The sequence below is a fragment of the Limnobacter alexandrii genome, assembly GCF_005871185.1.
Classification (GTDB): domain Bacteria; phylum Pseudomonadota; class Gammaproteobacteria; order Burkholderiales; family Burkholderiaceae_B; genus Limnobacter; species Limnobacter alexandrii.
In genome coordinates this window covers 333,820-347,989 of the sequence record NZ_SWKN01000007.1, presented here as the reverse complement: position 1 = coordinate 347,989, position 14,170 = coordinate 333,820, and the positions used below count along the sequence as shown (strand labels likewise).

Below are 14,170 nucleotides of genomic sequence, written 5' to 3'. Positions count from 1 at the left end.
GTGTTTTGAATCCAATTTGAGTGGCCTATCGTATAAACTGGTAGTACGTCACGAAAAAAATTGGTTTTATGTCAAATTCCGTCATTCAATTGTCAGTGCAGGCCGATTCCAGCTACGCAGCTGGTGAATTGCGCGACCCTGTCAGCAGAGCGACAATCGAGTTTTTTGACAGTTTTGAGCCTTCATCTGGTTCATCGAAAATTGCCTTTTCTTCCTCTGACGGCCTTGATCCCAAAGAATTTTCGAATGCGCCTTCTCTTGGCTTTGGTGAGTTGCGATGCATTTCCCAAGCTTGCGTGAGCGACGTCAGCGTATTCGAAAGTGCCTCAAGTTTGGCCAGTGTTGAGCCAGCCTTGCTAGCCAATGCAGACACTGCAGGAATTCTGAATACCATGAATGAACAAGTGTCATTTGAAGCCCTGAACTCTGATTTGCTGGATGTCATGCCGCGTGTAAAGCACGCTTTGGATGGCGAACTGAGCCATTCGGAATTGACTCAGCTTATTGCCGACATTCAAGCCCAAGTGCTGGACTTGAACACCCTAAGCCAGGATATGTTTGGTGATTTGTCGGGTGACGTAAGTAACGCCATTCAAGAAGTGGCTTCCTTTGATGCAGACTCATTGTTGACGTCCATGCAAATTGACTCTGGTCTGTTCGCGCAGCCAGAATTGGCTGGGGGTGCACATTCACTGGCCTATGCGGCTACTCTGGAAGGCTTGTTTACTTCGCCAGAGGCATTCCCGCTCACGCTCGATTTTTCCAGCCCCAGTAGTATTCAAGAGGCTTCCGAGCTTTTTGCGTCTGCCGGTGGTGCCTCGTCCATCAGTTCTACTGCGAGCAATTCAGACACAGACGCTGGCTTGTCCTCAGGTGGTACTGGTTCATCCGACCTGGGCTGATAATCAAATTCTGTCGAATGTGATGACGTGATCAAGCTCTAGCTTGATTCCGATTGGTTCGCCTATTGCGTGGTTGTGGTGGCTTGGTACCAGTGCCAGCACATGCACACCGCTTTCCAGCTCAAGGGTGTACAAAAAGTCTGCGCCACGAAAAGACTTGCGTACCACTTTGGCCAGCATCGGGCTGGCGTCATCGTGAATAATGTCATCAGGACGGATCAGCACATCAAACTCGTCGTTTTCTGGCAGTTGGTCTTCAGTCAGCCGGAGGTGGGCCAACTCGATTTGCAGACCTTGTTCGGTTTTCTTGCCGGGTAAAAATACGCCTTGGCCAATAAAATCGGCCACCATGCGCGAGTTGGGCTGATGATAAAGACTGTAAGACGAGCCCCACTGCTGCAATTCTCCGGCGTGCATCACCCCGATTCGATCGGCCATGCTGAATGCCTCATGTTGGTCGTGGGTGACCAGAATGGCACTCATGTTTTCGGCCTTTAGAATTTCGCGAACTTCGAAAGTGAGTCGTTCTTTGAGTTCAACGTCGAGGTTTGAAAACGGCTCGTCGAGCAAAATGAGCGTGGGTTTTGGGGCCAGCGCGCGCGCCAGTGCCACACGCTGTTGCTGACCACCCGACAGTTCGTGGGGGAACCTGTCAGCCAGGGCTTCCAGGCCAATCAGCGCAAGTAACTCGCCACTGCGATTGCGTTTTTCCTGTTCACTGCGTTTGTGCAAGCCAAACTCAATGTTTTTTCGAACAGTGAGGTGGGGGAACAGTGCGTAGTCTTGAAACACCACACCCACATTTCTGTTCTCGGGGCTGCGTACTTTGCCAGGTTCGCTTGCTTTTTCACCTTTGAGCAAAATGTGGCCTTGCGTGGGCATCAGAAAGCCTGCGATTGCGCGCAGAAGGGTGGTTTTGCCACATCCAGACGGGCCCAACAAACAAGCGATTTCGCCCTGTGCGAGTTCAAAACTGACATTTCGAACGGCAGGTATACTGCTGCCGGGGTACAGAATGCTCAGTTCATTGATGCTCAAGGCAGTGGCTTGTTTCATTTTTTCGGGTGCACCGTGGTCTGTTTACTACGCAGTTCACCTTTGCGGCAGGTGTGCTGCATGAACTTAAAGTAAAATCGTTCTCACTTCTATTTTGCCATGTCTGGGCGGTTTGTTTGTTTACTCTGGGGTTAAGAAGTCGCATTTCTGTTGCACTGCTGGCTTTGCTGCTGTTGCTGCCGTTCGTCTACCTGTTCGGCTTGGCGGGTTTTAGCCTGTTGCAAGCGCCACAAGTGCTGACCCATTTGGCCAGTACCATTCTTCCCGACCTCATTTGGCAAACGGTTTACCTGTGTTTTGGCGTGGTGGTGCTGACCAGCACCATGGGCGTGTTGCCCGCGTGGTGGGTTTCTGCACATGAGTTTCCCGGTCGCAAGTGGCTGGAGTGGTTGTTGTTGTTGCCCATGGCCATGCCGTCGTATGTGATTGCATATGCTTACACAGACGCCTTGCAGTACTCGGGTTGGTTGGCGTCCAATTTGCGTGGTGTGTTGGGTAGTGATTTCCGAATCCCCGAGATCCGGTCTACAACAGGTGCAATTCTGGTGCTCAGCTTTGTGCTTTATCCCTATGTGTACATCATGGCGCGCACAGCATTTTTGGGGCGCAGTCCTTCCATGCTCGATGCCGCCCGTTCCCTGGGGCACAGCGCCACCAGCGCTTTTCTCAAGGTGGGTTTGCCTGTGGCCCGCCCAGCCTGGGTGGTTGGGCTTACCTTGGTCCTCATGGAAACCCTGGCAGAGTACGGTGCCCTGTCTTACTTTGGTGTGCGCACATTCACCACTGCCATATTCAACACTTGGCTGAATTTGGGTGATCGGGAAAGTGCCGCATTGTTGGCGGTGATGTTACTGGCTGTGATGCTCGCCTTGATTGTTTTTGAATCCAAGGCGCGTGGCAGGGCACAGTTTTACACGCAGTCGGGCAAGGGCAGTGTGGTTGAACGCAAACGTTTAAAGGGCATGCAGGCCGGGTGGGTTGTGCTTCTGTCAGTGATGCCATTTGTGTTGGGTTTTGTGTTGCCAGTATTGATACTTCTGGCCTTGGTGGTGGATGTTGACACCTCGATTGATTGGGCCAGCAGTCTGAAATGGGCCTACCATTCTGCATTGTTGGGTGGCATGGCAGCCACCGTGGCAGTGGTTCTTGCGGTGTTTTTGGCCTATGTGAAGCGTCAGGCGCATGTGTGGTGGGTTACCGCCATTTACCGTTTGATTTCCCTGGGATATGGCGTACCCGGGGCAATTTTGGCAATCGCAATACTGTTGCCGCTGGCCACAGTTGATCGTTTCACTTATGACATGGGCTGGCAGGTTCCAGCCTTGACAGGCAGTGTGCTGGCTTTGGTGTACGCCTACAACGTTCGCTTTACTTCCGCAGCATTGCAGTCAGTGGACTCTGGCTTGCAGCAAATTACCCGGCACATTGACGAATCCGCCCGTATTCTGGGGCGTACGCCACGGCAGGTGTTGTGGCATGTGCATTTGCCGGTGCTGAAGGGTTCTGTGGCCACCGGTATGTTGCTGGTCATCGTGGATGTGATCAAAGAACTACCTGCAACACTGGTGTTGCGCCCCTTTGATTTCGACACACTGGCGGTGCGGTCGTATCAGTTTGCCTCTGATGAACGATTGACTGAGGCGGCGGTACCAGCGCTGATGATTGTGCTCATCGCGCTGATACCAATTCTGCTGTTGATCCGTCAGGGTGCGAAGCAGGCGAGAAGCAGCAAGGGCTAAGCCCGCCCTGGGCTTAGGCCCCCAGCAACTCTCGCAACACAAACGGCAAAATGCCGCGGTGCTTGTAATATTCCACCTCGATTGGCGTATCAATCCGGCTTAGCACTTTCACATCCTGAACCTCACCGTTGGCGCGGGTAATTCGCAGCTCCAACTCGGCTTGCGGGGCGGTGTCTTCAGCCAAGCCAATGACATCGTAGGTTTCGCTGCCGTCCAGCTTCAGGCTTTGAATGGAATCGGTGCCCAAAAATTGCAGTGGCAATACACCCATGCCCACCAGGTTGCTGCGGTGAATGCGTTCATAACTGCGTGCCACAACCACTTTCACGCCCAACAACTGAGTGCCTTTGGCGGCCCAGTCGCGAGATGACCCGGTGCCGTATTCCTCGCCAGCCAGCACAATGGTGGGTGTGCCTTGCGCAATGTATTCCATGGCAGCGTCATACACCGTGGTTTGTTTGCCGTCTTTGATGGTGAAGCCACCTTCGATCCGGTTGCCGTTTGCATCGGGCGGAATCATCAGGTTTTTAACACGCACATTGGCGAAGGTGCCGCGAATCATGACGTCGTGATTACCGCGTCGCGAACCATAGCTGTTGAAGTCTTTTTGCGCCACACCGTGTTGCTGCAAATATTGCCCTGCAGGCGTTGTGGGCTTAAACGAACCCGCCGGTGAGATGTGGTCGGTGGTGACTGAGTCACCCAGAATCAGCAAAGGTTTTGCGCCGCGAATCGTTTCCACTGTGGTGGGTTGCATTGCAAACTCGTCAAAGAAAGGCGGCTTGGCAATGTAGGTGGATTGCGGCCATGGGTACACCTGCCCTTCAGGGGCGGGCACGTTGTTCCACAAGTCGTGGCCTTCTGTGAAGTTGCTGTACAGGCGCACGAATGTGGGCGCATCCAGTGCAGTGGGCAGCAATTCATTGACCTCTGCATTGCTGGGCCAAATGTCTCGCAGGTAAACAGCCTGGCCGTCGCTTCCGGTGCCAATTGGCTCGGTTGTCATGTCCATATTGGCTTTGCCGCTGAGTGCGTAGGCAACAACCAGCGGTGGCGAGGCCAGAAAGTTGGCCTTCAAATTGGGGTGAATACGCGCTTCGAAGTTGCGGTTGCCTGATAGCACGGCACAGCCGATCACATCGTTCTTCAAAATGGTGTCGTTGATTTCTGGCAGCAAGTCGCCTGCATTGCCAATACAGGTTGTGCAGCCGTATGCAGCCACGTTGAAACCCAGTTTGTCGAGGTAAGGTTGCAAACCTGTTTTCTCGAGGTAATCGCTCACCACGCGTGAACCTGGGCCCAGCGATGTTTTAATGTGTGGTTGAACTTTCAAACCCTTCTCAACTGCCTTTTTCGCCAGCAAGCCAGCAGCCAGCATCACGCCCGGGTTGGAGGTGTTGGTGCAACTGGTAATGGCGGCAAGCAGTACATCGCCGTGTCCAATCTCCAGCTTGTTCAGTCCGGTGGGGTAGCGGGTGTTCAAAGTGTTGGCGTCTTTACCGAACCCATTTGCGGTCATGGGTTCAGAAAACAGCGTGTTGAACTGCTGTTTCATGTTTTTGAGCAACACACGGTCTTGGGGGCGCTTGGGCCCGGCCAGTGAAGGCTCCACAGTGTCGAGGTCGAGCGTGACCACTTCTGAATAATCGATCGCGCCGGGTGCAGGCATTCCCAGCAGGCCTTGCGCCTCAAAGTAAGCCTCGAATCGATCAGCTTCAGCCGCGGTGCGGCCTGTTTTGCGCATGAATTCGACGGTTTTTGAATCTGGCGGAAAAAAGCCCATGGTGGCGCCATATTCAGGTGCCATATTGGCCAGTGTTGCGCGGTCGGTGACCGACAAACTGGCCGCACCGGGGCCGTAGAATTCAACAAATTTGCCCACGACTTTTTTCTTGCGCAGCAGCTCGGTAATGGCCAATACCAAATCAGTGGCAGTAATGCCTTCGCGCAGCGAATTGGTCAATTCAACACCCACCACATCGGGTGTCAAAAAGTAAACCGGTTGGCCAAGCATGCCGGCCTCCGCTTCAATGCCGCCCACGCCCCAGCCCACAACGCCCACACCGTTGATCATGGTGGTGTGGCTGTCTGTGCCCACCAGTGTGTCGGGATAGTACACGGTGTTCTCGTTTTCATCGCCCGCTTTCACTGCACTGCGAACACCTCGGAACAGGTATTCCAGGTTTACCTGGTGAACAATGCCAATGCCCGGTGGCACTACCTTGAAGGTATCAAAAGCCTGCATGCCCCATTTCATGAACTGGTAGCGTTCGCTGTTGCGCTCGAATTCAATTTCCATGTTTTGGCGCAATGAATCAGCAGTGCCAAAATGATCAATCATCACAGAGTGGTCGACCACCAAATCCACGGGTACCAATGGCTCAATTTTTTTCGGGTTCTGGCCCATGTCGCTGGCCACATTGCGCATGGCTGCAAGATCTGCGAGCAAAGGCACGCCAGTAAAGTCTTGCAGTACCACGCGGGCCACGATGAACGGAATTTCATCGGTGCGTTTGGCTTGCGGTTGCCAGTTGGCCAACTGCTGAATGTGTTCTTCCGACACCTTCTTTCCATCGCAGTTGCGTAGCACCGACTCAAGCACAATGCGAATCGATACTGGCAAGCGGTGCAGGTTGGGATAGCCCTGTTCAGCCAGTTTGGGCAGGCTATAAAACTGGCCTTTCTGGCCTGTTTTAGAGGTGAAGGTGCTGAGTGTTGAATGCTTCAGGGTTGACATACCTGTTTCTCCCTTTTTAAAAAAATTAGTGCAGGTGCATGCTGTTGGGCAACTCCGAGTCTTCAGGCAGTTCTGCATGCAGCAACTCGCCTTCCGGATTGGGGTACAAAGGCGATCCGCAATCTTCACAGTACTCCAGCGGGAAGCGTTCTTCCAGCACCTTGATTTGGCGAATGCCGACTTCTTTGAGCAAGGCTTCAATCTTGGAGCGAATCACCGGGTTGTCGGGTTCGCTTTCAATGTCTTTTTCGTAAACCGGGTCTGGTTCGTTGCCATATTCTTCACCAATCAATGGCCACACCACACCGTGCACAATGTCGCTATTGCCTTCCACGGAAAAACCGATTCGGTATTCTTCAATTTCGCCGCGGTCGACAAATGCGCCCACGCTGGCATGAATTTTCTGGGTGGGAACATCCAGCGCACTTTCAAGAAAGGCAGCTGATGCGCGCACGGAATAGGCACGCGCTTCTTTTTCAGCTTCGCGGCAGGCGTTGTACAGGCCGTTGGGCAGCATCAGTTCAAGCAGGCAACCGGGCATGATTTTTTGTAAGGCCTGGCCACCAGTCAAGCGCCAGTTCGTCAGCACTTCTTCTTTGCTCAGAAGGGTGCCATTGCTGTGTGCCTCGACCTGCCACTTGAACGCAGGTTGACCGGCAGGTACTGAAATGGCGCCGATCAGATAACGCACATCACTTAGAAAGCTTTGTGTGGCCGGCAGGTTTTCAGTGTCGATGCGAACCTTGACACGGTCGATTGCAGCTTGTCCCAATTGGCGCGCCAGTTCCGCTGCTGCGGTGTAGCTTTCAGGCAGCTGGTCTGGGCTGAACAGCATGTTGGTGAGCACCAGGTGGGCATGATCAGACAGCACATTTTTTTGAAGCAGGGCGGTGAATTCAGCCACAGTGGCCTCTTCAATTTTGCCTGATGGAATGTTGTAGGTAGACCAAGCCAGCACTGGCGCAGCCAACAACAAAATATCCTCTTCCTGACCCAGTTCAGGACTTTCCACGGTGTTCTCAATGGCGAAGGCCAGCTCGTCGTAAGCGCGGTAGTTCGTGCTGTACAGGTGATCAAGGGTTTGCATCAGCGTGGTGTCGCTGCGGCCCTCAAGCATGGGGGCCAGCGCAGCAAACAACTTCTTTTTCCAGAAACGGCGTTCAAGCCGGCTGCCAGCGTCGGCAAGCAGAATGGCCAGGTTTGCCAAAGGCTTGGCGTACTTGGACAGTTTGGATCGGGAGGCTGTGTTAAGTGGCTTTCTGCGCATGGGTGGTCCTTCTAAGGTTCCACCCATTGTAGTACGAGAAGATTGCTTAAATTGTTTTGTCGCGCAGGTTGGACTGATCGCTCAGGCCTGGGCGTACCCACTCGGGCGGCGCCCAAATGTGTTTGATACGTTGCCACAGTGGGCCGGGCTTGAGTGCATCTGAAAACATGTCGCGCCATTCATGCGTGTTCAAGGTCCAGATGTTGTTTGTTTTGGGTTGACGAACAATGCCGTAGTCCACTGATGCAACCTCGGGTTCGAAAGTACCAAAAATGCGATCCCAGATGATCAACACGCCGCCGTAGTTTTTGTCGATGTATTCATCGTTACGGCCATGGTGAACGCGGTGGTGGCTGGGTGTGTTGAAAATGTATTCAAACCATTTTGGAAACTTGTTCACTGCCTGGGTGTGAACAAAATATTGATAGCCCAGGTTGACGCCGTAAGCCAGCAGCACGGCCCATACCGGGAAACCAATAATCAGCATGGGTGCCCAGAAAATTTGATGCAGGTTCACTGCATAGAACAGGCTTTGACGCATGGCTGTGGTGGTGGTCATGTTTTCACCACTGTGATGCACCACGTGGGCGCACCAGAACCAGCGCACACGATGGCTGCCGCGGTGGAACCAGTAATAACAAAACTCGATTCCGAAGAGCAGGGCAGCAAAGCTGAGTGGAGTGACTTCAATGGTGGCAATTCGAAAGGTGTAAATCCATTCCATGAAAGCGGACACAAACAGTGCGAACCAAACCAGTTCCATGGCTTGGTAGCTGCCACCTAACAGCATGTTGGTGATCACTTCATTTTTCTTGAAGAAAAAGGACTTACCCACTTTTTTCAGATACAGGTATTCCACCAAGGTGGCGCCCAAAAAAAGTGGTGTCAGCAGTGTTAAAAACACCTGCTTCCAATCCGGGTTGGGTCCGAATAGCAAGTTGAAAGTGGGCATTGCCTGGTTGATCAACTGTTCCATGCGTGTGTCTCCGCGTTTTGGTTTTTTAATGCTTTGAATTGTGCGCGGGTTTTGGCAAGGAATATTGTGAGATCAAGCCTTTTTTTTTGTGAAATTGCGCCAGGTTGTTTATTGCGCAATCGCCTCCCGCCATTTCACATAATCTGCTGCCACTTGCTCAGGCTGTTCCATCATCGGCACATGGCCAACCTTGTCCATCAAAATCACATCGAAGCCGGGCATTGCCGTTTTTAGTTCAGCTGCACCATCCACATGCAAAACACGGTCTTCCTTGCCCCACACAATCAGGCCGGGGCCTTTGTAATCGGATGAAGACAAGACCGTCGCCAAGTCAGAGGGTACTGATTTGAAATCTTTGTAAATGCGTTGATGCAATGGCTGGTCTGCTGCAGCGCGGGCGGCCATGGCATCCACCACAAAGCCCGGTGCGAAAGCAGGGCGCTCGTACATCACGACGTCCACAATTTTTTCAAACTCTTCGCGATTACTTGCTGTTAAAACAATTTCACCCGTTGTCTCGAACTTCTGAATCACTTCAGATTTTCTGGATTCCAGTAACCCCGCTGGTGCCAAAAACCACACCGAAGCCACGTTTTCGGGATATTTGGCCGCATAGGCACCGGTGATCCAGCCGCCCATGGAGTTGCCGCCAATGTGTGCTTGTTCAAGGCCCAGCTTTTCGATGATTTCATGCACGCGGTCAATTTGGGTGTTGATCACGTAGTCGGCATTCATGTCGCGGGTGGACGCGCCAAAACCGGGTACATCAATGGAATACACGGTGTAGTGATTCGTCAGGTAGTAGGCCACGCGATTGAAGTTGTCTTTCGAGCCGCCAAAACCGTGAATCAAAACCAGGGGCTCGCCCTGGCCGCCTTGCAAGTAAGGCACCACAAAGCCGTCGATTTGAAGTACTTTGCGTTCCAGCCCAGAAATGGCACGTTCTGCGGCAATGGCCAGGCCAGCCGCACCCTGAATTTCACCTTCAGGCGCCTGGACGCTACAGGCACTCAATCCAAGAAGTGCGGTGCTTGCGAAAAGGGTTGTGAGTCGCTTGATTGCAGTGGCGTGTTTTTTCATGGCGTGGTGTTTGATTATTGAGGTTGTTGTGTTGAATACGCGCTAGCATAGAACAGGTAAAACTCTTCTGACAATACTTATTGTCAAATAATGGATCAGCACTCTAATCTCGGACATATTTCTGCCAGCTACGTGAACCTGCTTTTTGATTGGCTGGCCAGCGCTCACCCCGAAGTGGCTGCTCGCATACCTTTTGCAAGGCCCGTGGCTGGCGAGTTGAATCGAATCGAGGTGCCGCAATGGCAAGCCATGTTGCAATGGACCCATGAACAAGTTCAAGACCCTGCAATGCCACTTAAAATAGCAGCCCATGTACGCCCGGCCAACATGGGGCTGTTGGGCTATGTGGCCAGTTGCTGCACCAATTTGGGCGAAGCGTTTGCCCGTTTGCAGCAGTTTGAAAATTTGGTGTACAGCGTAAATGCGCTGAATGTTGCTTTTCAGGGCGATGAAATTATTTTGCGTTGGGGGGCTGAACGCGGACGCCCGGGCCATTGGGTGGACTCGGTGGCCATTGGGGTGCTGGTTGCATTCACCCAGCATTTGATTGCTACACCGGTGTACCCACGCCGTGTGCGGTTTATTAATCCGGAGCCCGTCAATCCAGCTGATTTCAATGCGTTTTTCCAATGTGAAGTTGGCTTTGCAGGCAATTACACCGAGGTGGTGTGGCCCGCCAGTTTGCTTGAAACGTCATTGAAATCGCCGGACCATGTTATGCGAAGCATGCTGGACCAGCAGGCGCAATTGTTGTTGAAACAGGTGAAGGCAGGTGATGAATCCATTGCAGGTCTGCAAAAGACCATACAGGAATCGGTCAGCGCTGGCTCGCCTTCACTGGACGAGGTTGCACGCCGCTTGTTCATGAGCACGCGCACGTTACAAAGGCGCTTGCAGGAGCAGGGCAGCAGTTTTCGGGATGAACTTGAGCGGGTGCGGGTTGAAATGGCCAAAAACTGCCTTGAGGCGGGCGAATTAAGCCTGGCCGACATTGCCAACTTTTTAGCGTATAACGATCAAAGTGCCTTTACCCATGCCTTTAAGCGTGTAACTGGCTTAAGCCCTGCGAAATATCAGCGTGCAAAGCGACAATAGGCTCTAAAAGCAGGGCGAATCGGTCCAAGCCCCTTCAAATATAAGGGAAAGTCCTATATCATATATAAGACTTGAGAGGCTTCGAAACCCCGCCACTTTTGCATCGCAACACTTGTGTGCGCGTGCGAACTGCCTCAAAATTACACAGTTTCTATTGACCCCCACCCAATCTAGGGAGATCTCATGCTTGAGTCCTATCGCCAACACGTTGCCGAACGCGCAACGTTGGGCATTCCTCCATTGCCTTTGTCTGCTCAGCAAACCGCTGATCTGGTTCAGCTGCTGAAGAACCCACCCGCAGGCGAAGAAGAATTTCTGCTCGACCTGATTACCAACCGTGTTCCCGCTGGTGTGGACGATGCAGCCAAAGTGAAGTCTGCATTCTTGGCCGCTATCGTGGCTGGCTCTGACTCCTGCAAGCTGATCGACCGCAAGAAGGCCACTTTCTTGCTGGGCACCATGCTGGGCGGTTTTAACATCAAGCCATTGATTGATGCCCTGAATGACGCCGAAGTGGGCGAGATTGCTGCTGAAGCCTTGTCAAAAACACTGTTGATGTTCGATTACTTCCACGATGTGAAGGATCTGGCCGACAAGGGCAGTGCAAATGCCAAGAAAGTGATTCAAAGCTGGGCCGACGCCGAGTGGTTCACCAGCCGCCCGGAAGTGCCACAGAGCATCAAGCTGACCGTGTTCAAAGTCACTGGCGAAACCAACACCGACGATTTGTCGCCTGCGCCCGATGCGTGGAGCCGCCCCGACATTCCACTGCACGCCTTGGCCATGCTGAAAAACCCACGCCCCGGCATTGAAGCCGATGAACCAGGCAAGGTTGGCCCGATCAAGCAGCTGCAAGCCTTGATCGCCAAGGGCAACCCAATCGCCTACGTGGGCGACGTGGTGGGTACTGGTTCTTCACGCAAGTCAGCCACCAACAGCGTATTGTGGTTCACTGGCGATGACATTCCTTTCATCCCGAACAAGCGTTTTGGCGGCTACTGTCTGGGTAACAAAATTGCCCCAATTTTCTTCAACACCATGGAAGACGCCGGCGCGTTGCCAATCGAGCTTGACGTAAGCCAGATGGAGATGGGTGACGAAATTGAATTGCGCCCATTCGAAGGCAAGGCCCTGAAAAACGGTGCAGTGATTGCTGAATTCAGCATGAAAACCGATGTGCTGTTTGATGAGGTACGCGCTGGTGGCCGTATTCCCCTGATTATCGGTCGTGGCCTGACAGACCGCGCGCGCGCTGCATTGGGTGACGGCCCAAGCCCCGTGTTCCGTCGTCCCTCTTCACAGGCTGCTTCCAGCAAAGGTTACAGCTTGGCCCAGAAAATGGTTGGCAAGGCTTGTGGCGTGGAAGGTGTTCGCCCCGGTACTTACTGCGAACCCAAGATGACCACCGTGGGTTCTCAGGACACCACGGGTCCAATGACTCGCGACGAATTGAAAGACCTGGCTTGCTTGGGCTTCTCTGCCGACTTGGTGATGCAGTCGTTCTGCCACACTGCGGCTTACCCCAAGCCCGTGGATGTGAAAATGCACCACGAACTGCCCGACTTCATCGAAAACCGCGGTGGCGTGGCCCTGCGCCCAGGTGACGGTATTATCCACAGCTGGCTCAACCGCTTGTTGATGCCCGACACGGTTGGCACTGGTGGCGATTCACACACCCGTTTCCCGATTGGTATTTCTTTCCCCGCTGGGTCAGGCTTGGTTGCGTTTGCCGCAGCCACAGGTGTGATGCCTTTGGACATGCCCGAGTCTGTGTTGGTGCGCTTTAAAGGTGAAATGCAGCCTGGCGTGACTTTGCGCGACTTGGTTCATGCCATTCCTTTGTATGCCATCAAAGCTGGTTTGCTGACTGTTGAAAAGAAAGGCAAGAAGAATATTTTCTCAGGCCGCATTCTGGAAATCGAAGGTCTGCCCCAGTTGAAGGTGGAACAGGCGTTTGAGTTGTCGGATGCTTCTGCTGAGCGTTCAGCCGCTGGTTGTACCATTCACTTGGACAAAGAGCCCATCATCGAATACATGACATCGAACATCACTTTGATGAAGTGGATGATTGCTCAGGGCTACCAAGATGCTCGCACACTGACTCGCCGTATCAAGGCGATGGAAGAGTGGATTGCCAATCCTGAATTGTTGAAAGCAGATCCAGATGCTGAATACGCTGCAGTGATCGAAATTGATTTGGCTGACATCAAAGAACCAATTCTTTGCTGCCCGAATGATCCTGATGATGCAAAGTTTCTGAGTGAAGTGGCTGGCGACAAGATTGATGAAGTGTTTATCGGTTCTTGCATGACCAACATTGGCCATTTCCGTGCAGCTGGCAAGGTGCTTGAAGGCAAGAGCGACATTCCAACCCGTTTGTGGATTGCACCACCCACGAAGATGGACCAGCACATCCTGACCGAAGAAGGCTACTACGGTATTTTGGGCCGCACGGGTGCGCGCATGGAATTGCCGGGCTGTTCACTGTGCATGGGTAACCAGGCTCAAATCCGCAAGGGTTCAACAGGCGTGTCTACTTCGACACGTAACTTCCCGAACCGCTTGGGTATTGATACTCGGGTTTATCTGGCCTCGGCTGAACTTTCGGCCGTTTGCGCGCTGATGGGCAAGATCCCCACTGTGGAAGAGTACATGGAGCAGGTGAAAATGCTGGGCAATGTGTCTGGTGAAGTTTACCGTTACATGAACTTCGATCAGATTCCCGAGTTCGTGGAAATTGCGAACAAGGCGCAATTGGCTGCGTAATGCTGCTTGTTGTAGTGCATAAAAAAGCCACCTTCGGGTGGCTTTTTTACGTTTGCTCCACTCGTTCTTTTCGGAATCGCTGTGATTTTTTTGATTTCCGGCTGACCTGCAAAAGTAATTCTTTCAGGGTTGAATGAATCACATTGATTTCCGCAAGTTTTCCAAGCCGGCAAATGTCCCTGTGGTTTGAGAATTTCACGCGCATGTCGCTGTGGTCTTCTTCAAGAAACAGAATATTGGCTTTTGGAAAATTTTGTTCGAGTGTGGCGAGTGCTCGCTCCTCAAACTCCTCCATGATATTCATGTCGCAAATTACAAGTTTCGCGTTTGAAATCTCGCTGATGTCGGAATTGAGGTTGCGCAACAAGTGAACCCTTTCCTCTCCCAGTCCGCTCAAAAAGCGCTGGTAAGCCATTGTCTTGATTGGATAGTCGCTAAATACAACACACGCGAGCGTGGGCGGATTCATGATGAGTGTTCGCGATGATTAAAATTCGAGATGCCTTATTGTTCCTGTTTGCGGTTTGGGTGGGTATTACCTGAGTGGGGTAA

10 protein-coding genes are annotated in these 14,170 nt (G+C 52.6%); 4 read left to right on the top strand and 6 right to left on the bottom strand.

The genetic code is table 11. From position 1 onward, the window contains the following. Nucleotides 1–68: 68 nt before the first annotated feature. Nucleotides 69–902 carry a hypothetical protein gene (locus tag FCS97_RS08945; protein ID WP_138518098.1) on the top strand — a complete coding sequence of 278 codons (834 nt, stop codon included), beginning with the start codon at nt 69–71 and terminating at the stop codon, nt 900–902. 3 nt (nt 903–905) lie between these two features. Here FCS97_RS08945 and FCS97_RS08940 read toward each other — a convergent pair whose 3' ends face one another. Next, the gene (locus FCS97_RS08940) at nt 906–1,958 is read right to left on the bottom strand and encodes an ABC transporter ATP-binding protein (RefSeq protein WP_138518097.1); all 1,053 of its coding nucleotides are present in this window, start codon (nt 1,956–1,958) and stop codon (nt 906–908) included. 116 nt (nt 1,959–2,074) lie between these two features. On the opposite strand from FCS97_RS08940, the gene FCS97_RS08935 reads away from it, so the two are divergent. Continuing rightward, nucleotides 2,075–3,697, top strand: coding sequence for an ABC transporter permease (locus FCS97_RS08935; protein ID WP_138518096.1), 1,623 nt, complete (start codon nt 2,075–2,077; stop codon nt 3,695–3,697). Between the two features lie 13 nt (nt 3,698–3,710). Here the strand turns inward: FCS97_RS08935 and acnA are convergent, their stop codons facing one another. The 4 genes from acnA to FCS97_RS08915 all read right to left on the bottom strand — a co-directional run bounded on the left by acnA (nt 3,711) and on the right by FCS97_RS08915 (nt 9,757). Next, nucleotides 3,711–6,434: an aconitate hydratase AcnA gene (acnA, locus tag FCS97_RS08930; RefSeq protein WP_138518095.1), complete on the bottom strand. Its 2,724-nt coding sequence runs from the start codon at nt 6,432–6,434 to the stop codon at nt 3,711–3,713. A 25-nt stretch (nt 6,435–6,459) separates the two neighbouring features. Next, nucleotides 6,460–7,701 carry a DUF2863 family protein gene (locus FCS97_RS08925; protein ID WP_171035240.1) on the bottom strand — a complete coding sequence of 414 codons (1,242 nt, stop codon included), beginning with the start codon at nt 7,699–7,701 and terminating at the stop codon, nt 6,460–6,462. 46 nt (nt 7,702–7,747) lie between these two features. Next, on the bottom strand, nt 7,748–8,677 hold the full coding sequence (locus tag FCS97_RS08920) for a sterol desaturase family protein (protein WP_138518093.1): 930 nt from the start codon (nt 8,675–8,677) through the stop codon (nt 7,748–7,750). A 108-nt stretch (nt 8,678–8,785) separates the two neighbouring features. Next, nucleotides 8,786–9,757, bottom strand: coding sequence for an alpha/beta fold hydrolase (locus tag FCS97_RS08915; RefSeq protein WP_138518092.1), 972 nt, complete (start codon nt 9,755–9,757; stop codon nt 8,786–8,788). Nucleotides 9,758–9,847: 90 nt separating this feature from the next. Here FCS97_RS08915 and FCS97_RS08910 point away from each other — a divergent pair, with 90 nt between their 5' ends. Continuing rightward, a complete protein-coding gene (locus tag FCS97_RS08910) occupies nt 9,848–10,852 on the top strand; it encodes a helix-turn-helix domain-containing protein (RefSeq protein ID WP_138518091.1) in 1,005 nt (334 codons plus the stop codon). A gap of 183 nt (nt 10,853–11,035) precedes the next feature. Continuing rightward, the gene (acnB, locus tag FCS97_RS08905) at nt 11,036–13,618 is read left to right on the top strand and encodes a bifunctional aconitate hydratase 2/2-methylisocitrate dehydratase (protein ID WP_138518090.1); all 2,583 of its coding nucleotides are present in this window, start codon (nt 11,036–11,038) and stop codon (nt 13,616–13,618) included. A 46-nt stretch (nt 13,619–13,664) separates the two neighbouring features. Here acnB and FCS97_RS08900 read toward each other — a convergent pair whose 3' ends face one another. Then, nucleotides 13,665–14,087 carry a hypothetical protein gene (locus FCS97_RS08900; RefSeq protein ID WP_138518089.1) on the bottom strand — a complete coding sequence of 141 codons (423 nt, stop codon included), beginning with the start codon at nt 14,085–14,087 and terminating at the stop codon, nt 13,665–13,667. Nucleotides 14,088–14,170 lie beyond the last annotated feature (83 nt).

Coding starts and splice junctions, on each gene's coding strand:
- FCS97_RS08925 (WP_171035240.1), bottom strand. CDS start 7,701: ATGCGCAGAAAGCCACTTAACACAGCCTCCCGATCCAAACTGTCCAAG.
- FCS97_RS08910 (WP_138518091.1), top strand. CDS start 9,848: ATGGATCAGCACTCTAATCTCGGACATATTTCTGCCAGCTACGTGAAC.
- FCS97_RS08915 (WP_138518092.1), bottom strand. CDS start 9,757: ATGAAAAAACACGCCACTGCAATCAAGCGACTCACAACCCTTTTCGCA.
- acnB (WP_138518090.1), top strand. CDS start 11,036: ATGCTTGAGTCCTATCGCCAACACGTTGCCGAACGCGCAACGTTGGGC.
- acnA (WP_138518095.1), bottom strand. CDS start 6,434: ATGTCAACCCTGAAGCATTCAACACTCAGCACCTTCACCTCTAAAACA.
- FCS97_RS08900 (WP_138518089.1), bottom strand. CDS start 14,087: ATGAATCCGCCCACGCTCGCGTGTGTTGTATTTAGCGACTATCCAATC.
- FCS97_RS08920 (WP_138518093.1), bottom strand. CDS start 8,677: ATGGAACAGTTGATCAACCAGGCAATGCCCACTTTCAACTTGCTATTC.
- FCS97_RS08945 (WP_138518098.1), top strand. CDS start 69: ATGTCAAATTCCGTCATTCAATTGTCAGTGCAGGCCGATTCCAGCTAC.
- FCS97_RS08940 (WP_138518097.1), bottom strand. CDS start 1,958: ATGAAACAAGCCACTGCCTTGAGCATCAATGAACTGAGCATTCTGTAC.